This window comes from Promicromonospora sp. AC04 (assembly GCF_003058225.1).
Taxonomy (GTDB): domain Bacteria; phylum Actinomycetota; class Actinomycetes; order Actinomycetales; family Cellulomonadaceae; genus Promicromonospora.
The window spans coordinates 1-18,655 of the sequence record NZ_QBUG01000005.1; the positions used below are offsets into that span (position 1 = coordinate 1).

Annotated in this window: 17 protein-coding genes; 6 read left to right on the top strand and 11 right to left on the bottom strand. The window is 72.5% G+C overall.

Features of this window, described 5'->3' with window-relative positions:
• Positions 1-184: 184 nt before the first annotated feature.
• From C8K30_RS14185 to C8K30_RS14195, 3 genes are all read right to left on the bottom strand, one after another.
• Positions 185-1,198 (bottom strand): aldo/keto reductase family protein, encoded by a 1,014-nt coding sequence (locus C8K30_RS14185; protein ID WP_108493573.1) that lies wholly within the window; start codon positions 1,196-1,198, stop codon positions 185-187.
• Between the two features lie 100 nt (positions 1,199-1,298).
• Positions 1,299-3,161 (bottom strand): SigE family RNA polymerase sigma factor, encoded by a 1,863-nt coding sequence (locus C8K30_RS30975; protein ID WP_199230487.1) that lies wholly within the window; start codon positions 3,159-3,161, stop codon positions 1,299-1,301.
• Positions 3,162-3,217: 56 nt separating this feature from the next.
• Entirely contained in the window at positions 3,218-3,913 is a 696-nt protein-coding gene (locus C8K30_RS14195) for a YitT family protein (protein ID WP_108493574.1), read from the bottom strand.
• 60 nt (positions 3,914-3,973) lie between these two features.
• On the opposite strand from C8K30_RS14195, the gene C8K30_RS14200 reads away from it, so the two are divergent.
• Complete coding sequence (locus C8K30_RS14200; RefSeq protein ID WP_108493575.1) at positions 3,974-5,491, top strand: PLP-dependent aminotransferase family protein; 1,518 nt, start codon at positions 3,974-3,976, stop codon at positions 5,489-5,491.
• On the opposite strand, the gene C8K30_RS14205 is transcribed toward C8K30_RS14200, so the two are convergent.
• The 5 genes from C8K30_RS14205 to C8K30_RS14225 are packed head-to-tail and all read right to left on the bottom strand — an operon-like array spanning position 5,476 to position 8,388.
• The gene (locus tag C8K30_RS14205; protein WP_108493576.1) at positions 5,476-6,276 is read right to left on the bottom strand and encodes a putative hydro-lyase; all 801 of its coding nucleotides are present in this window, start codon (positions 6,274-6,276) and stop codon (positions 5,476-5,478) included. The genes C8K30_RS14200 and C8K30_RS14205 overlap by 16 nt on opposite strands.
• A gap of 30 nt (positions 6,277-6,306) precedes the next feature.
• Positions 6,307-6,516 (bottom strand): hypothetical protein, encoded by a 210-nt coding sequence (locus C8K30_RS14210; RefSeq protein ID WP_199230488.1) that lies wholly within the window; start codon positions 6,514-6,516, stop codon positions 6,307-6,309.
• Positions 6,513-7,604, bottom strand: coding sequence for a quinone-dependent dihydroorotate dehydrogenase (locus tag C8K30_RS14215; protein ID WP_108493577.1), 1,092 nt, complete (start codon positions 7,602-7,604; stop codon positions 6,513-6,515). Before C8K30_RS14215 ends, C8K30_RS14210 begins: the two co-directional genes overlap by 4 nt.
• A complete protein-coding gene (locus tag C8K30_RS14220) occupies positions 7,601-8,029 on the bottom strand; it encodes a hypothetical protein (protein ID WP_165919641.1) in 429 nt (142 codons plus the stop codon). Before C8K30_RS14220 ends, C8K30_RS14215 begins: the two co-directional genes overlap by 4 nt.
• Positions 8,029-8,388, bottom strand: coding sequence for a hypothetical protein (locus C8K30_RS14225; protein WP_108493578.1), 360 nt, complete (start codon positions 8,386-8,388; stop codon positions 8,029-8,031). The genes C8K30_RS14220 and C8K30_RS14225 overlap by 1 nt, the downstream gene beginning before the upstream one ends.
• 144 nt (positions 8,389-8,532) lie before the next feature.
• Here C8K30_RS14225 and C8K30_RS14230 point away from each other — a divergent pair, with 144 nt between their 5' ends.
• Together C8K30_RS14230 and C8K30_RS14235 are read left to right on the top strand one after the other, a co-directional pair.
• Positions 8,533-10,050, top strand: coding sequence for a leucyl aminopeptidase (locus tag C8K30_RS14230; RefSeq protein WP_108493579.1), 1,518 nt, complete (start codon positions 8,533-8,535; stop codon positions 10,048-10,050).
• A 32-nt stretch (positions 10,051-10,082) separates the two neighbouring features.
• Positions 10,083-10,757, top strand: a complete 675-nt coding sequence (locus C8K30_RS14235; RefSeq protein WP_108493580.1) for a hypothetical protein — start codon at positions 10,083-10,085, stop codon at positions 10,755-10,757.
• Positions 10,758-10,818: 61 nt separating this feature from the next.
• On the opposite strand, the gene C8K30_RS14240 is transcribed toward C8K30_RS14235, so the two are convergent.
• Entirely contained in the window at positions 10,819-11,172 is a 354-nt protein-coding gene (locus C8K30_RS14240; protein WP_108493581.1) for an oxidoreductase, read from the bottom strand.
• Between the two features lie 270 nt (positions 11,173-11,442).
• Here C8K30_RS14240 and lpdA point away from each other — a divergent pair, with 270 nt between their 5' ends.
• The 3 genes from lpdA (at position 11,443) to C8K30_RS14255 (ending at position 15,888) form a co-directional block, all read left to right on the top strand.
• The gene (gene lpdA, locus C8K30_RS14245) at positions 11,443-12,861 is read left to right on the top strand and encodes a dihydrolipoyl dehydrogenase (protein WP_108493582.1); all 1,419 of its coding nucleotides are present in this window, start codon (positions 11,443-11,445) and stop codon (positions 12,859-12,861) included.
• Positions 12,862-12,890: 29 nt separating this feature from the next.
• Positions 12,891-14,714, top strand: coding sequence for a 2-oxoglutarate dehydrogenase, E2 component, dihydrolipoamide succinyltransferase (gene sucB, locus C8K30_RS14250; protein WP_108493583.1), 1,824 nt, complete (start codon positions 12,891-12,893; stop codon positions 14,712-14,714).
• A gap of 241 nt (positions 14,715-14,955) precedes the next feature.
• Complete coding sequence (locus C8K30_RS14255) at positions 14,956-15,888, top strand: TIGR01777 family oxidoreductase (RefSeq protein WP_108493584.1); 933 nt, start codon at positions 14,956-14,958, stop codon at positions 15,886-15,888.
• A gap of 6 nt (positions 15,889-15,894) precedes the next feature.
• Here the strand turns inward: C8K30_RS14255 and C8K30_RS14260 are convergent, their stop codons facing one another.
• Positions 15,895-17,361 carry a hypothetical protein gene (locus tag C8K30_RS14260; RefSeq protein ID WP_108493585.1) on the bottom strand — a complete coding sequence of 489 codons (1,467 nt, stop codon included), beginning with the start codon at positions 17,359-17,361 and terminating at the stop codon, positions 15,895-15,897.
• A 132-nt stretch (positions 17,362-17,493) separates the two neighbouring features.
• On the bottom strand, positions 17,494-18,582 hold the full coding sequence (locus C8K30_RS14265) for a Gfo/Idh/MocA family oxidoreductase (protein WP_108493586.1): 1,089 nt from the start codon (positions 18,580-18,582) through the stop codon (positions 17,494-17,496).
• Positions 18,583-18,655: the final 73 nt, after the last annotated feature.

Genomic DNA, 18,655 nt, shown 5'->3' on the forward strand with positions numbered 1-18,655 from the left:
CCGCCAGCTCAAGCGCTACCTCACCCGCAAGATCTACCGACTCCTGACCCGGACCAACACCCTCGCACCCACCACTTGACGAACATAGAAGCGTCTGACAGCAACCGACCTCGGATTCGTCGTGTCACCCTGCCGGGTCGCTCCGAGGGACTACCTCGGAGCTACCCCGGCAGGTCAGGCCGGATCAGGCCGGGCGCTTCTTGGGCATGCCCTCGAGCGTCTTGGCCGGGTCGCGCACGACGACACCGTCCAGGGCCTCGTCGATCTGCTTCAGCAGCTCGGCAGGGATGGTCACGCCCGACGCCTTCACGTTCTCCGCTACCTGCTCGGGGCGCGACGCGCCCACGAGCGCAGCGGCCACGTTGTCGTTCTGCAGCACCCATGCGACGGAGAGCTGCGCCATGGACAGGCCCAGCTCGTCGGCGACCGGCTTGAGGTTCTGCACGGCGGCCAGGGTCTCGTCGGTCATGAAGCGGCTGATCGTCTGGGCGCCGCCCTTCTCGTCCGTCGCCCGCGAGCCGGCCGGCGCCGGCTGGCCCGGCAGGTACTTGCCGGACAGCACGCCCTGCGCCATCGGCGACCACACGATCTGCGAGACACCGACCTCCTTCGAGGCCGGCACCACCTCGTCCTCGATGACGCGCCACAGCATCGAGTACTGCGGCTGCGAGGAGATCAGCTGGAAGCCGAGCTCCCTCGCCAGGGCGGCGCCGTCGCGGATCTGGTCGGCGGTCCACTCGGAGACGCCGATGTAGAGGGCCTTGCCCTGGCGGACGACATCGGCGAACGCCTGCATCGTCTCCTCGAGCGGGGTCTCCACGTCGAACCGGTGGGCCTGGTACAGGTCGACGTAGTCGGTGCCGAGGCGCGTCAGGGAGCCGTTGATGGACTCCATGATGTGCTTGCGCGACAGGCCGACATCGTTGGGGCCCTTAGGCCCGGTGGGCCAGTAGACCTTCGTGAAGATCTCCAGGGACTCGCGACGCTCGCCCTTCAGCGCGTCGCCGAGGACCTGCTCCGCCGCCGTGTTCGCGTACACGTCAGCGGTGTCGAAGGTGGTGATTCCGGCGTCGAGAGCGGCGCGGACGCACGCCGTGGCGACGTCGTTCTCGACCTGCGAGCCGTGGGTGAGCCAGTTGCCGTACGTGATCTCCGAGATCTTGAGACCACTGTTGCCGAGGTACCGATAGTTGACCATGGCATCACCCTATGACAGCGTTCGAATCGCTTTGACCCGGTTTCGCGCACCGGAACGGCCAAGCCCGCGGAGCGCGCGGATCGAGGCCGCCACTTCGCGCTCAGTGCTCGAACCTGGCCCGGTACAGCGACGCCGTGCCGGCGTCCACGTCGCGCACCGACCAGGCGACGAGGTTCCCCGCGATCCCTACCGAGAAGCCCGAGGCACCCTCGTCCAGGACCTGGGGTCGCCCGTCGCCGAGCGCGTCGGCGACCAGGTACGCGGTGCCGGCGCCGTCACGCACCGTGCTCCACGCCACGTCGCCCGCCGATACGTCGATCGAGATCACGGCGTCCCCAGCGGCTCCCGGTTCGAAGGCCCGCTCCCGCCCGGTCCTGCGGTCCAGCACGTGGACCGCTGCGCCGTCGTTCCACGCCACGAGCCTGTCGGACACCGCGAGCCGGGTGCCCCAGCCGGAAGTCTCTCCGGGGCCGACCGGGGTGGCGGGCCGGATGATCTCCGTGCGCCCGTCGTCCCGGAAGGAGGTGATGACGTGCCGCGTGACACCGTCCGCGCCCGTCGTCGCCGTCGTGGTGACCACCTCGTCGTCGTGGGTCGCGAACGTCCGCGCCCCCGTCGCGACGACCTGCTCGTCTCCCTCGCCGTCCGCATCCTTCGCCCAGACCTTGCTGAGGTACTCGCCGTCCGGCCCCGCGCCGTTGGTCATCCAGACGGCTCGTCCGGCGGTGAGCCCGACCCACGGGTCGCCGAGGATCTCGCCGTCCGCCGAGAGGTCCGAGTCGAGGTGCTCCGCCACCGTGACCGGCGACCCGGCTGCTCCGTCGTACACGCGGATCGCCCACACTCCCGGGTCCCCGCCGTCGACCACCGGTGTCTCGACCCAGGCCAACCGGTCACCCTGGCGCACCGCATTGAAGAAGATCGGGGAGCTCCGGCCGTCGACCGTTCCCGACCCCACGTAGTCGCCGCGGTGCGGGATCCCATCCTCCTGGATCTCAACGGACTCGACGACGGACGAACCGGCGTAATCAGGCGCTCCGGGCGTCCCGGACCCCGGGAAGGTCTTCACCATGAAGTACGAGCCGTCCTCGGCGAGCGTTGCCGTGGAGGTGTCGTCGCCGAACACGGCGAAGGTCTCGCGCAGCGGCTCCACCTCCGCGGCAGGAACGGTAGGGGCGGCGGTCAGGCCCGGCGCGGGCTCCGCGTCCTCGAACAGCCGCTCGATCCCCGTCACCTCCCGGAACCACTCGCTCCCCGGCAGAGCGATCTCCCCCAGGCCCGGCACCCGCACCGGTCCCGCCAGGAACCACACCAGCAGCAGCGCGGCGGCGCCCGACGCCGCGCCCTGCGCCACGCGGCGACGGCGCAGCGCCGCCCGGCTACCGCGCAGCACAGCGGCGGCGTCGACGACCGGCGCGTCGACGACCTCCAGATCGGCGCCCGCGACCAGGCCACGCAGGCGTTCCAGCGCACGGGCGTTGGTCGCCTTGACCGTGCCGACGCTCCGGCCGAGCTCCGCCGCGACGTCCGCCTCCGAGAGGTCCAGCAGGTGCCGGAGCACGACGACGCGCCGCTGCTGTGGTGCGAGTCTCGAGAGGGCCCGCACGAGCGCGTCCCGCAGCGCCACCTCGCCGGATCCGTCCTGGGCGGCCCCTACCGGGATGTGGTCGTCGCCCGGTATCACCTCACGCCGGATGTGCCGCCAGGTGTCGATGCGCTGGTTCACCAGGATGCGCCGGGCGTACGCACGAGGTTCGCCGTCTCGCACCCTGTCCCAGACGCGGTAGGTGCGCTCGAACGCGGTCTGCACCAGGTCGTCCGCCCGGTGGCTGTCGCCGGCCAGGAGGTACGCGGTGCGGTAGAGGTAGGGTCCGGCCGTCTCGACGAACGCGACGAAGTCGTCGTCGCGCGACCGCGCCACACGGACGGTGGTGCGCTCGGTCTCTTCGGTATCGATGCTCATATCCTCCACCACGATCGAGGAGGCTCTGAGGTTTATCGGCCGACGGCGAGAGCCGCCTATCCCACGAGGCCGCGCGGCGCGAGCCACCGCGCGGCGATCTGCACGACCGGGCCGACCCCGAAGGCGAACACCACGGTCGCCCAGCCGAACGTGCCGCCCAGCAGCACGCCGAGCACCACCACCGTGACCTCGATGACGGTCTTGACCAGCCAGACGGGCCAGCCGGTCAGCTGCACCACCCCGGTCATCAGCCCGTCGCGCGGCCCCGGCCCGAGCCGGGCCCCCACGTACGCGGCGGTGCTCACCCCGAGGAGCACGATCCCGCCCAGGGCCAGGCCGGTCCCCGCCGCGAGCGCCGGGGTGGGCAGCAGCCGCTCCAGCAGCCACAGGGTCGGGTCGATCACCAGGCTGATCACGATGATGTTGGCGACCGTCCCGATGCCCGGCTTCTGCCGCAGCGGGATCCACGCGAGCATCACCAGCAGCCCGATCCCGAGCACCACCCACCCGTAGGCCAGGCCGGTGCGGTCCACGATGCCCTGGTCCAGCACCGCCCACGGCATCGCGCCCTGGCCCGAGTGCAGCATCATCGCCGTGGCGACGCCGAAGCCCACGAGCCCAAGCAGGAGCTGGGTGCCGCGGCGTACGGGGCGCATCGGGACGGGACGTGCGCCCTGCTCGGCGGTCTGCTCCGGGGAGGTGGCTGCGGTCTCCGAGGCGGGTTCGGCCGGGCGGCCGGTGGTCGTCGTCATGCACCCATGGTGCGGGGCATTGGCCTTGTCATCCATGGCCAATTCCGCAACAGTGGCCCCATGTCCGCCGCGACTCCCACCGTGCTGCGCCAGCTCTCCCCCGCCACAACCGCCCGCCTGCTCGGCACGTGGCACGCGGGCGGACCGGCCTACGTCGCCCTCGCCGACGCGCTGCGCGCCGCAGTGCTGTCCGGCACGCTCGCGCCGCACACCCGCCTGCCCAGCGAACGCGAGCTCGCGGCAACGCTCCGCGTCTCGCGCACCACGACGTCCGGCGCGTACGCGCGGCTCCGGGAGCTCGGCTTCGCGGTCAGCCGCGTCGGGTCGGGCACGGTCACCACGCTGCCGCAGCGCGCCGTCGGCCCGGGCCCGGGCAGACCGGCCGGCGGCGACGCCCCCGTGGCCGACGACGCCCTGCGGGGCGCGACGCCGGCCGGCGTGCGGTCCGGCGTCGGGCACCTGGACCTGTGGCAGGCGACGCCGCCCGCGCCACCCGAGCTGCACGAGGCGTTCGCGCGCGCCCTGGAGGGGCTGCCCGCCTACCTCGACTCGGGCGGGTACGAGCCCTACGGCCTCGCGCCGCTTCGCGAGGCGATCGCCGCCCGCTACCGCGAGCGCGGCGTGCCGACCACTGCCGACGAGATCCTCGTCACGACCGGCGCCCAGCAGGCGATCTCCTTGCTCGCGCACACGCACCTGCACCCGGGCGACCGCGCAGTGGTGGAGTCGCCCACCTACTTCCACGCCATGGAGGCCATGCGCGACGCCGGGGGCCGCGTGGTCGGCGTGCCCACCGGACCGCTCGACGTCGACCTGCTCGCCTCGACCGTGCGCCGCTCCCGGCCGCGGCTCGTGTATCTCGTGCCGGACTTCCAGAACCCGACGGGCTTCGTCATGTCCGAGAGCCAGCGGGCGGCGGTCCGGGAGATCGCCGACCGGTACGGCGTGACCGTCGTGGGCGACGAGACGCTCGTCGAGCTCGGGCTGTCCGGCGAGTGGGCGGACGGCGCGACACCGCCGGCGTTCGCCGGGGACGGCGCGTCGCCGCACGTGGTGTCGGTGGGGTCGGCCTCGAAGGCGTTCTGGGGCGGGCTCCGCGTGGGCTGGGTCCGGGCACACCCGCAGGTGATCGCGCACCTCGCGCGGGCGCGGCAGTCGGCGGACATCGCGACGGCGGTGCTGGAGCAGCTCGCCGTGACGGAGCTGCTCGGGCGCCGCGCCGAGGTCATGGCCGGGCGGCGCCACCTGCTGCGCGAGCGGCGCGATCTCCTCGTCCACAAGCTCCAGGAGTCGCTGCCCTGGGACGTCCCGACGCCGCCGGGCGGGCTGTTCTGCTGGGTCGACCTGGGCCTGCCGGTCGCGCAAGCCTTCGCGGCGGCGGCCGCGGCGGAGGGCGCGCTCGTCGCGGCCGGGCCGATCTTCAGCCCCGACAGCGCCGGCGCCACCTCACGCGTGCGGCTCACCTTCACGCGGTCGCCCGCGGAGCTGACCGAGGCCGTGCCCCGGCTGGTCCGGGCATGGGGGCGGGTCGCTGGGCGGCAGCGTTCCGCCGGCTCCGCTCGTCACGGCACCACGTAGGCCGAGTCCCGGGCGTCCGTGATCGCCATGTGCCCCGGTGCGTGGCCGATCGCGAACGACGGGCGCGACCGCATCACCGCCGCCTGCGGGGTCACCCCGCAAGCCCAGAACACGGGGATCTCGCCGTCGCGCACCTCCACCGGGTCGCCGAAGTCCGGGACCGCCAGGTCGGTGATGCCCAGCGCCGCCGGGTCGCCCACGTGCACGGGCGCGCCGTGGACGGCGGGATACCGCGAGGTGATCCGGACGGCGTCGGCCACCTGGCTCGCCGGGACCGGTCGCATCGACACCACGAGCGGTCCCGACAGGGCTCCCGCCGGCCGGCACTCGCGGTTGGTGCGATACATGGGCACGTTGGAGCCGGCCTCGATGTGCCGCACGGGCACCCCGGCGTCGAGCAGCGCGGCCTCGAACGTGAAGCTGCAGCCCACCAGGAAGGCGACCAGGTCGTCGCGCCACAGGTGCGTGACCGAGGTGAGGTCCTCGACCGGCTCGCCGTCGCGATACACCCGGTAGGCGGGCAGGTCGGTGCGCAGGTCCCCCGCGAAGATCGACGCCGACGTCTGCCCGGGCTCGGTCACGTCCAGCACCGGGCACGGCTTGGGGTTGCGCTGCGCGAACAGCAGGAAGTCGTACGCGTCGGCGCGCGGCAGGGCAATCAGGTTGGCCTGGGTCCAGCCCGCGGACCAGCCCGACGTCGGCACGCGCAGCCCGGCACGAAAACGTGCCCTGGCCTGGTCAGGGGTGAGCTGGTTCGGGGCGATCTCGGCGGCAGGGAGGTCCATCGGACCATCATGCCGCCGGTCGCCGCCGGTTCAGGGGACCCGCAGGTCCACGCCCGGTGCGGCCCGGGTGCCGTCATGCAGCAGGGTCGCCTGTACCGCACCGGCCTCGGCCAGCTCGCGCCAGTGCTCGCCGAGCCACTGCTCGGCGTCGTACTGCGCGGTGAAGACGGGCGTGACGGGCTCGCTCAGGAGACGCCCCTCGGCGTCGTCCAGGGCCCACTCCCACTGCGGACGGATCACTCAAGCCTCCCACTTGCTGTCGAGCCGGCCGAACGGGTCAGCGCGCGGTTGATCCGCGACGCCCACAGCGGCCCCTCGTAGACGAATGACGTGTAACCCTGGGTCAGGTCGGCTCCGGCGCGCAGGTAGGCGCGGACGTCGTCGGCGCGGGTGATACCCCCCACGCCGATGATGACCGGACCCGTGCCGAGCCGCTTGCGCAGCCGCGCGACCACCTCGATTCCCCGGCCCAGCAGCGGCGGACCGGACAGCCCGCCGGGGCCGCGGTCGTGGCCGATGGTCGTGTTGACCGCGACGACGCCGTCCAGCCCCAGCTCGAGCACGAGGTCGGCGACGGCGTCGACGTCGGCGTCCGCGAGGTCCGGGGCGATCTTCACCAGGAGCGGGACGCGCCGCCCGGCGCCCGTGGACACCGTGGCGTTGGCCTCGTCGGCGGCGGCGCGCACCGCCTGCAGGATGGGGCGCAAAGACTCGGTGGCCTGCAGGTCACGCAGGCCGGGAGTGTTCGGGGACGAGACGTTGACCACGAGGTAGTCCGCCCAGGGAGCCAGGAGGCGGGCCGACGTCGCGTAGTCGGCGGCGGCGTCCTCGGGCGGCGTCACCTTGGACTTGCCGATGTTGGCGCCGACCACAATCGCGCGCCCCGCGGCGGTGCGGCGCAGCGCGCGCAGCTGGTCCGCGGCGGCGGCCGCGCCCTCGTTGTTGAAGCCCATCCGGTTGCGCACGCCCCGCACGTCCAGCTCGCGCCACATGCGCGGCTTCTCGTTGCCGGGCTGCGGGCGGGCGGTGACGGTGCCGATCTCGACGAACCCGAAGCCGAGCATCGTCAGGCCCCGGACCGCTCGCGCGTTCTTGTCGAACCCTCCGGCGAGGCCGAACGGCGCGGGCACGACCCGGCCGAAGAGCCGCACGCTGCCCGGGCCCCCGGCGCGCTGGCCCAGGTAGGGGGCGACGGCGCCCTGCACGATGTCGCGCAGCACCGGCATCTTCCCTGCACGCTCGATCATCGAGAACGCGAGCTCGTGCGCACGTTCCGGGTCCATCCGACGGAAGGCGCCGTTGAACAACAGCGAGTACGGCCAGCTCATGCGGTCCTCTCCTCGGACGTGCTGCGCGACGTCCGCCACAGCCACCACAACCCCACGAAGGGCAGGACAAGCGGCACGTAACCGTAGCCCTGGCCGAACCCGGACCAGACGGTCGACTCGCCGAACAGGTCCGGGTCGGCGAGCGACAGCGCACCGACCGTGACGACGCCGACCGCCTCGATCCCGACGGTGATCCAGGCGGTCACCCGCCAGGCCGGGGTGCCGATCGCGAGCGCGAACGTCGCGACCACGTACACGGCGGCCGCGAGCGTGGAGAGCGTGTACGCCACGGGCGCCTCGCCGAACTTCACGACCAGCTCGTAGGACGACCGGCCGAGAGCCGCGAACGCCAGGATCCCGTACACGGTCACCAGCACGCGGCCGAAGCCCCGACCGGTCCGCCGTCCGGCTGTCCGTTCCGTCATCACGCCCCCATCCAGATCTGCCACATGCGCCACTCCAGGAAGGCCACCGTCAGGGACGCCACCAGCAGCACCACCGAGCTCCACTTGGTGCGCTCGGCAAACGCCCACGCGGCGGCGATCGGCAGGATCACCAGGGTGGTCGCGTAGTAGCCCCAGAACAGCAGCGGGTCGCTCGCACCGGCGCCGGTGGCGCCCTGCACGATCGCGACCACGCCCTGCACCAGCACGAAGAGCTCGATCGCGGCGCCGCCCCACAGCTGGTTCAGGATGACCGCGCGGTCGCGGGCCACGAACCAGCCGGCCCACCCGGCCAGGGCCACGCACAGCGCGACCACGAGGAGCAGGAGGGCAAGGATCACGTCCCGCAGACTACCGGGCGGTACCTGCGGGGCGGCAATCGGATCGTGCGTGACCTGCGCCTCTTCGAGGGCTGCCCGGCCCCCGCCCGGCCCCCGCCCGGCTCCAAGAACAGGGAGTCAGAGGCCCGGGATACGATCGGCCTCGTGACCGACGTGACCCTCTCCAGCAAGAATCCCACCGCCGTGAAGGCCGAAGCGCTAGTGGTGGCGACCGCCCAGACGTCGGACGGCGTAGCCGTCGTGTCCGACCTGCTCCCGACCGACCTGCTGACGCAGCTCGAGACGCTCGCGCCGCAGCTCGGCGTCACCGGCGCGCGCGACGAGGTCCGCAGGATCCCCGCCGGCTCCAAGCTCGCCGCCGACGTGCTGGTCCTGACCGGCCTGGGTGAGCGCGCCGAGGACGGCACCTTCACCACCGAGACCCTGCGCCGCGCCGCGGGCGCCGCGACCCGCGAGCTGGCGGGCCTCAAGTCCGCCGCCATCGCGCTGCCCGCCTCGGACGACGCCGAGATCACCGCCGTCACCGAGGGCGCGCTGCTGGGCGCCTACGCCTTCAACCGCTACCGCAGCACCGGCAAGGACGCCGGGAAGGACGCGAAGAACGGCAAGGACCCGGTCGCCGCGCTCGAGATCCTCACCCCGCTGCACAAGAACGCGAAGGCCAAGGTCGCCGCCGAGCGCGCAGAGATCGTCGCCGCGGCCGTCCACGCCGCCCGCGACCTGGTCAACACCGCGCCCAACGAGCTGTACCCGGCCACGTTCGCCGACGCCGCGAAGGCCGCCGCCAAGGACGTGAAGCAGGTCAAGGTGACCGTCCTGGACGACAAGCAGCTCGCGTCGGGCGGCTACGGCGGGCTCACCGCCGTCGGGCAGGGCTCGACCCGCGGTCCGCGCCTCGTCAAGGTCGCCTACACGCCGGCCAAGCCGGCCGCGAAGGTCGCGCTCGTGGGCAAGGGCATCACGTTCGACTCGGGCGGCATCTCGATCAAGCCGGCCGCCGGCATGGAGGCCATGAAGTCCGACATGGCCGGCGCCGCCGCCGTCCTGTCCACAGTGGTCGCCGCCGCGAAGCTGAACCTGCCGGTCGCCGTGACGGGCTACCTCTGCCTCGCCGAGAACATGCCGGGCGGCAACGCGCAGCGCCCCGCCGACGTCATCACCATCTACGGCGGCAAGACCGTCGAGGTGCTGAACACCGACGCCGAGGGCCGCATCGTCATGGCCGACGGCCTCGTGTCCGCCGTCGAGGACGGCCACGACGTCGTGCTCGACATCGCCACCCTCACCGGCGCTCAGATGGTCGCGCTCGGCACCCGCACCTCCGCCGTCATGGGCACCGACGAGGTGCGCGACGAGGTCAAGGCCGCCGCCGACGCCACGGGCGAGCTCTTCTGGCCGATGCCGCTCCCGGAGGAGCTCAAGTCGAACATCAAGTCCAAGGTGGCCGACGTCGCGAACTCGGGGCCGCGCTGGGGCGGCATGCTCAATGCCGGCCTGTTCCTGAAGACCTTCGTGGGCGACCACCCGTGGGCCCACCTGGACATCGCCGGCCCGGCCTTCAACGAGGGCGGCGCACACGGCTACACGCCCGGGGGCGGCACCGGCGTGGGCGTCCGCACCCTGCTGAGCTTCCTCGAGGGCCGAGCTTCCGCGACGAAGTAGCCGCAGAAAATACGCGTCTGGGCGACCGGAGAATGACGGAGTTCGAAGAGAATCTGGTGGCGATGCTGCATGAGCTGAGGGGCGCTCCTGGCATCGAGGTGGACATCGACAAGCAAGGTGATGTCGCCGACGAGTTCGGCGATGCCGAAAGCGCCTTTCAGCTGGTCGCCGACTGGTTCGGCATGCCCTTGCGTCCGTCGCTGCAGCGCCGCTACATGCGATTCTCGCAATTCTGGTGCCACTGGCGGTACAAGGCCGGAGGCATGACCTTCCCCGGCGAGATGCGCATGTCCTATCTGCTTGCCGCCCTGGGCACGCCCACCCCTCCGCTGGGCGGCGCCGGCTCCTCGACGTCCGAGCGGCAGCTCTACGAACAGCTGCGAGTTCTGGATGATCGTCCAGAAAGCGGCACGGGAGCCCTTGCGGCCATCAGGCTTCAGCCAAGCGTGGACAGCCCGGAGATCTGGTACTACGACCCGGCGCACGGGACCTTCAAGATGGATGTCGACTACTGCCAGTATCTTGACGCGATCCTGGTCACCAAGGGGACCTCGGGATGGCAGTACCTCTTCACTGAAGCGCCGCTTGCATCCCGTGAGTTCGTGGGGCCCGTCACCAATCTCAAGTCGATGCTCGAAGTTTTCCCCGAGGTATTTCCCGCACACGACTACGAGCCACTTCGGCAGCGACTTTTGGAGCGCTTGTAGCTGGATGTCAGGGCATCCCCAAACCCATTCGCTCCGGTCCCTGTCGAGGCCGCGAGCAGAACTACTTCGGCTTGCGCTGGGCGCTGTTCCAGTCGCGCATCCGCTGGGGGTAGCCGGTGAACCGGACGTTGTACACCGGCACCCCGAGCTGGTTCGCGATGTCGAACGCGGTGCGCTCGTCGGGCACCCGGCGTCGGGTCCACTCTCCAGTGCTCGCCACGAGCAGGATGGTGCTGGGGATCTGCGCCGTCGGGGGCTCCACGTAGGCCTCGACACCGACCCGCGACCCGATGAACTCACCGAGGTGCGCCAGGGTCTGACGGCGCGCGTCGTTGCCGCTGGGGCGCGGTCCGCTGCCGGGGGTGGACCGTCGCTGGAAGAAACGCGCGAGCGAGCTACGGGACTGGCGGGGCATGAAAAGAGGGTACTAGCGAGATCCGCGCCGGCCTAGGCAACCCAGCGCAGATCCAGGGAAACCCACACTCCTGTTACAGGCCGCCCACCAGTCACAGCCCAACTCGCCCGTCAATGTCGCCACGGTCACACCCGTCAAGCCGGGTACACGATTGGGGCCACGCCCGCTGAAGTGTCAAGATGGCATGCGGTACCAACTATCTGCACGCAGCCTGCTGGATCGCATGCAGGGACGCCCGCAGAGTCAACGCAGTCAACGAGGAGCCAGCACGTGCCTACGCATGACAATCCGGCCACGTTCGACGTCGTCGTGCTCGGCGGAGGAAGCGGCGGCTACGCCACCGCGCTCCGGGCGGCACAGCTGGGTCTGAGCGTGGCCCTCGTGGAAGAGGGCAAGCTGGGCGGCACCTGCCTGCACGTGGGCTGCGTCCCTACCAAGGCCCTGCTCCACGCGGCCGAGGTGGCCGACGCCGCCGCGCACAGCGCGCAGTTCGGCGTCCGGGCCTCGCTGGACGGCATCGACATGCCCGGCGTGCTCGCCTACAAGGACTCGGTGGTAGCCGGCCTGTACAAGGGTCTGCAGGGGCTGATCGCCTCCCGGAAGATCACCGTCGTCGAGGGGCACGGCACGCTCGCCTCCCCCGGCGTCGTCGAGGTAACCGCCGCGGACGGCGCGAAGAGCAGCTACACCGGCACCCACGTGGTGCTCGCTACCGGCTCGTATGCCCGGAGCCTGCCCGGCCTGGAGCTCGGCGGCCGCGTCATCACCTCCGACCAGGCCCTCACGCTCGACACGGTGCCCAAGTCGGTCGTCGTGCTCGGCGGCGGCGTGATCGGCGTCGAGTTCGCGAGCGTCTGGAAGTCCTTCGGCGCCGACGTGCAGATCGTCGAGGCGCTGCCCCACCTCGTCCCGAACGAGGACGTCGCCCTGTCGAAGGCGCTGGAACGCGCGTTCCGCAAGCGCGGCATCAAGTTCTCCCTGGGCGATCGCTTCGCCCAGGTCAAGCAGTCCGACGACGGCGTCAAGGTCGAGCTGGAGTCGGGCACCACGTTCGACGCCGAGCTGCTGCTCGTCGCCGTCGGGCGCGGTGCGCGGACCGCCGACCTCGGCTTCGAGGCGGCCGGCGTGCGCATCGACCGCGGCTTCGTCCTGACCGACGAGCTGCTCCGTACCGGTGTCGCGACGCCGGCCGGCGGGCAGGTCTGGGCCGTCGGCGACATCGTGCCCGGCCTGCAGCTGGCCCACCGCGGGTTCGCGCAGGGCATCTTCGTGGCCGAGCAGATCGCGGGCCTGACGCCCGCGCCGATCGACGAGGCCGGGATCCCGCGCGTCACCTACTGCGAGCCCGAGGTGGCGTCCGTCGGCGTCACCGAGGCGCGGGCCGCCGAGCTGTACGGACCGGACCAGGTGGAGACCATCGAGTACAACCTCGCGGGCAACGGCAAGAGCAAGATCCTGGGAACCCAGGGCTTCGCGAAGCTGGTGCGCCGCAAGGACGGGCCCGTGGTCGGTATGCACCTGATCGGCTCGCGGGTGGGCGAGCTGATCGGCGAGGGCCAGCTCATCGTCGGCTGGGAGGCGTTCCCTGAGGACGTCGCCTCGCTCGTCCACGCACATCCCACCCAGAACGAGGCACTCGGAGAGGCACACATGGCGCTGGCCGGTAAGCCTCTGCACGCCCACAACTGACCAGAACGAACAAGGAGACCCCACAGGTCATGTCTGAGAACGTGCAGCTGCCGGCCCTCGGCGAATCCGTTACCGAGGGCACTGTCACCCGCTGGCTCAAGGCTGTCGGCGACGAGGTCGCCGTCGACGAGCCGCTGCTCGAGGTGTCGACCGACAAGGTCGACACCGAGATCCCGTCGCCCATCGCGGGCGTCCTCGAGCAGATCCTCGTCCAGGAGGACGACACCGTTGAGGTCGGTGCCATCCTCGCCGTCATCGGCGACGGCTCAGGTTCGGGTGCCGCCCCGGCCGCGCCCGCCGCCGAGCCGGCCGTCGCCGAGGCGCCCGCCCCCGAGCCGACGCCGGAGGTGGCCGGGCCCGCTCCCGCCGAGGCGCCCGCCGCGGAGGAGTCTCCCGCGCCTGCCCCCGCCGCCGCGCTTGCCGAGGCCCCTGCTGCCGGTGCGGGTACCGAGGTCCCGCTGCCCGCGCTGGGCGAGTCGGTCACCGAAGGCACCGTGACGCGCTGGCTCAAGGAGGTCGGCGACGAGGTCGCCGTCGACGAGCCGCTGCTCGAGGTATCGACCGACAAGGTCGACACCGAGATCCCGTCGCCCGTCGCGGGGACGCTCCAGGAGATCCTGGTCAAGGAGGACGAGACCGTCGAGGTCGGCGCCATCCTGGCCCGCGTCGGTTCCGGCGCCGCCGCTCCGGCCGCTGCCCCGGCCCCCGCCGCTCCGGCGCCGGCTCCTGTCGCCGAGGCTGCTGCTCCGGCGCCGGCACCGGCGGCTCCCGCCCCGGCTGCACCTGCTCCGGCACCCGCGCCTGCCCCGGTCGCGCCGGCACCTGCCCCGGCCCCGGTCGCCGCGGCAGCCGCCGCACCCGCGGCTCCGGCACCCGCGCCCGCCGCCGCACCGGTGTCGGCCGGCCGCACCATCGGCTCCTACCTGACCCCGCTCGTGCGCAAGCTCGCCGCGGAGAAGGGCGTCGACGTCGCCGAGGTGAAGGGCACCGGCGTCGGCGGCCGGATCCGCAAGGAGGACGTGCTCGCCGCGGCCGAGGCCAAGGCCGCTCCGGCTCCCTCCGCACCTGCGGCGACGGCTGCCCCGGCGGCGACCGCGCCGTCGGCCCCGGCCAAGCTCGAGGTGTCGCCGCTGCGTGGCACCACCGAGAAGATGTCGCGCCTGCGCAAGATCGTCGCCGAGCGGATGCTCGAGGCGGTACAGACGCAGGCCCAGCTGACCACGGTCATGGAGGTCGACGTCACCCGCGTCGCGCAGCTGCGGGCCAAGGCCAAGGCGTCGTTCGCCGCGCGCGAGGGCGCCAAGCTGACGTTCCTGCCGTTCTTCACGCTGGCCGCCGTCGAGGCGCTCAAGGCGTACCCGAAGATCAACGCCACCATCGACACCGAGAAGGGCGAGATCACCTATCACGCCTCGGAGAACGTCGGCATCGCCGTCGACACCGAGCGTGGCCTCGTGGTCCCGGTCATCAAGAACGCGGGCGACCTGAACCTGGCCGGCATCGCGCGGCAGATCCAGGACCTGGGTGCCCGCACGCGGGGCAACAAGGTGGGTCCCGACGAGCTGTCGGGCTCGACGTTCAACATCACGAACACGGGCTCGGGCGGCTCCCTCATGGACACGCCGATCGTCCCGGTCGGCCACGCGGCCATCCTGGGCACGGGCACCATCACGAAGCGCCCCGTCGTCGTGACCGACGCCGACGGCAACGAGAGCATCGCGGTGCGCTCGATGGCGTACATCTTCCTGTCCTACGACCACCGCCTGGTCGACGGCGCGGATGCCGCCCGCTTCCTCACCGCCATCAAGAACCGGGTCGAGGAGGGCGCGTTCGAGTCGGAGGTCGGTCTCTGACGGAGACCCTCGGGTCCGCCGGCTAGCGCCGACCGGAGCTTCGAGCACTTAGCGTCGAGCAGTTGGCTGTGGCCGGTTCCGGGTTCGGGACCGGCCACTGTCGTATGCCGGCTCGCAGGTCCGGCGCTCAGGTCCTGCAGGCACGTCCTGCAGGCACGTCCTGCAGGCACGTCCGGCGGGCACGTCCGGCGGGCACGTCCGGCGGGCCGCACCCGCGCCGGGCACGCTGTAGGTTCGCCGCATGGACGTAGTGGTGGCCGGCTCGCACGGTCTCATCGGCTCCGCGCTGGTCGCGGACCTCGTCGCCGGCGGCCACGGCGTGCGGCGCCTGGTGCGCCGCGGCGCCGCGCCGTCCGACGGCGCCCGCGCGGCCCACGAGGACCCCGCCGAGGCCGGTGTCCGGGACGTGCAGTGGGACCCGCGGACCGGCGAGCTGGACGCGGCCACCCTGGAGGGCGCGGACGCCGTCGTGAACCTGGCCGGTGCCGGGATCGGCGACCATCGCTGGACCCGGGCCTACAAGCAGACCCTCCTCGGCTCGCGCACCACCACCACGAGCCTGCTCGCCCGCACCATCGCCCGGCTCGACACCCCGCCCGTGCTGGTCAACAGCTCAGCGATCGGGGCGTACGGGAACCGCGGGGACGAGGTGCTCACCGAGGCGTCGGAGCGCGGGGACGACTTTCTTGCGGACCTGGTCAAGGCGTGGGAGAACGCCACCGCGCCCGCCGCCGAGGCGGGGGCCCGCGTCGTCTGGCTGCGCAACGGCTTGGTGCTGGCGCCGTCGGGCGGCGCGCTCGGCAAGCTGCTGCCGCTGCTGCGCCTCGGCGTCGGCGGGCCGCTCGGCAGCGGCCGCCAGTGGTGGAGCTGGATCACCCTGGCCGACGAGGTCGCGGCGATCCGGCACGTCATCGACACGGACGTCCGCGGCCCCGTCAACGCCGTGGCCCCCGAGCCCACCACGAACCGGGCCCTGACCCGCGCGCTGGCGGAGGCCCTGCACCGGCCGGCGGCCCTCGCGGTGCCCCGGTTCGCGCTACGGATCGCCGTCGGACAGTTCGCCGGCGACCTCGTGGCCTCCCAGCGGGTAGTGCCCGCCGTGCTGAACCGGACGGGCTTCACCTGGACGCACGCGAGCCCTGAGGACGCCGCCCGCTGGGTCGTGGAGCGCTGAGCGGGGTCAGCGCACCTCGCTGACCCGCCAGCCACCCGGCGTCCACACCAGCGTCAGGTCGGCCGACTCCTGCGATGCGGGTACCGCCGTCTCACCGCTGTCGGACACCTGCATGTGCGCCGTGATCGTGTACTGGATCCGGACCACCGCCTCGATGAGCACCTTCCCGGCGGGCTGCTCCCCTTCGGTGGCCACCGTCTCGGACGTGCTGCTGCGCGACGTCGTGGTCGCGCTGTGCAGGTCCGACGCGGCACCGGGGCCCACCGTCACGAGCTTTGTCGACTGCACCTCGGCGGACGCGCCGACCACCTGTGCCTTGTTCTGCTTGAGCTCGTCGAGGACCTGCTGGTCGGCCAGGTAGGCCGGCGAGCCCTCGACGTTGACCGTGCTGATGTCGGACACGGCGCCCGCCAGCAGGGCGAGGCGGCGCTCGGTGAGCTCGACCGCCGCACCGGCCGGGTCCTTGGCGTTGGCGATCGGGCTGATGCCGCCCCAGGCCTGTGCCGAGGCCTCCGGCGACGGCGCCGCGACCGCCGGCTCCTCGCCGCCGAACACCTCGGGCAGGGCCGTCACCCCCACCGTGATCCCAGCTACGAGCCCGGCCGCGATCATGGCCGTCGCGAACACGGAGCCGGAGGTGACCCGTGGCCGAGCGGCCGTCTCGCCAGGCCGCGTCGTCCCGCCGGGGCGGCCCGTGACGGGCATCGTCGCCCGACGCCGCGCCGTCGCCGCCCAGGACCTGGCGTCCACCGCCGCGATCGAGCCGGTGAGGGTCTTGGCCGCGGAGCGCCAGGCCGACGGCGTGTGGGCGCCGAGCGGCACGTGGCCCGCGATCGGGACCGGGCCGCTGAGAGCCGCAGAGACCAGCGCCGAACCGTGCGGGAGCCGGACGGGCTCGGGCTGCACGGCGTCGTGCGCGAGCGCCGCGAGCGTGCCCGGCTCGGGCCGGTCGCGCGGGTCCTCCGCGCGGGCGCGGGCCAGCACGGCCCGCAGCGCCTCGTCGGCCGCGGAGTTCAGGCTGGGGCCGGGGAAGCCCAGCACCGACTCCACGAGCGTGGCCAGAGACGTGACGTCGACCGGGTCGTCGCTGTGGTCCGGGAGCGTCACACGCGGCCGCAGCATCGCGCTGCCGTCGGTACGCAGGAGCACGTCCGTCGGCCGGACGCCGCCGTGGACGAGGCCCACGCTGTGCAGCGCGGCGAGCGCCTGCGCGATCGCGACAGTGATCCCCGACCCCTCGGCGGCGGTCAGGGGTCCCCGCGAGCCGACGGCGGTCGGCAGGTCGACCGCCCCCGTCCGCGACAGCCGGACGTCGAGGTTGTCCGGGCCGTTCGGGGAGATCGCGATGAGCGGCACGAGGTGTGGGTGGTCAAGTGTCGCGAGGGTGTCCAGTCGGCGCACCAGGAGGTCCCGTGCCGCGGCCTCGGTGGGGACGGCTACGCGGACCAGTTCCGCGGATTCGATGTAGTGCACCCGTTCATGAGAACCCCGTCGTTCGGAGCCCGCCCTTTATCCACAGGATTTGCCGAATCAAACAGCCTGTGGGTGAAGCCGCGAATGCATGGATCAAACCTGGACCGGGCCCGGCGGGGCGCCTCCGGCGACTCACACGTCGATGAGGCGCCCCTCCTTGGCCGAGACCCGGGCCGCGTCCAGGACCTCCGCGGTCCGGACGGCGTCGGCGGGGTCCACGGGTACCTCGGCCTCACCCGCGAGCCAGTCGGCGACGGCGGTGTAGAAGTCCGCGTGCCCGCCGCGGGGCTGCGGCACGGCCGTTCGCTCCCGGCCGCGCACGAGCCAGCCGTGGGTGCCCTCGGGCTGTTCGCCGTCGAGCACGTCGAAGGGTGAGGCGTCACCCTCGAAGGAGTTGACGAGGTATGCGCCGCCGTCCCCGAGGACGCGCGTGCGCGGGCCGGGCGCGCCGACGAGGGAACCGGCCCACAGCCGGGAGACCACGCCCTTGGCGGGCGGCTCGACCCCGAACAGGACGTCGGCCGCGGCGGTCCGCCCCGGGACCGCTCCCGGCTTGCTGCCCGGCGCCGCGTGGTGCAGCACGAGGAACACGTCGTCCTCGGTGGGGGTCGAGAGCGCGCGCGTCTCCGCGTACACGGAGACGACCGGGCCGAACAGCTGGGTCGCCGAGTCGACGAGGTGCGGGCCGAGGTCGAGCAGGAGCCCGCCGCCGAGGACGTCGTTCTCCTTCCACCGCTGCTGCGGCTTGGGCCGCCAGCGCTCCCAGTGCCGCTCGAAGGTGTGCACCTTGCCGAGGTCGCCCCGCTCCAGCAGGGCCGCGAGGGTCAGCTGCTCCGGGTCCCAGCGCCGGTTCTGGAACACGGTGAACGGCGTGCCCGACGACGACGCCGCGCTCACCACCCGCCGTGCCTCCGCCGCCGTGGTGGCTATGGGCTTGTCCAGCACGAAGGGCTTGCCCGCCACGGAGACGGCGTTGGCGTGCTCGGCGTGCAGCGACGACGGGCTGGCGATGACCACCAGGTCGTAGAGACCGGTCTCGGCGAGCATCGACGGGAGGTCGTTGAACAGCCGTGCACCCGGCCAGTCGCCGGCCGCCTGGACCCGCCGTCCCGAGTCGCGCGCGACGACCGCTGTTACCGCCATTCCCGCTGCTCGCACCAGGCGGGCGTGAATTTGCCTGCCCGCACCTCCGTAGCCGACAATCCCGATCCGAAGAGCCATGGCCCCATCGTGCCCCGCGGGACGCGGCAACGCGAGATCACTGGTCAGCGGCTCAAGCCCCGTAACACAACTC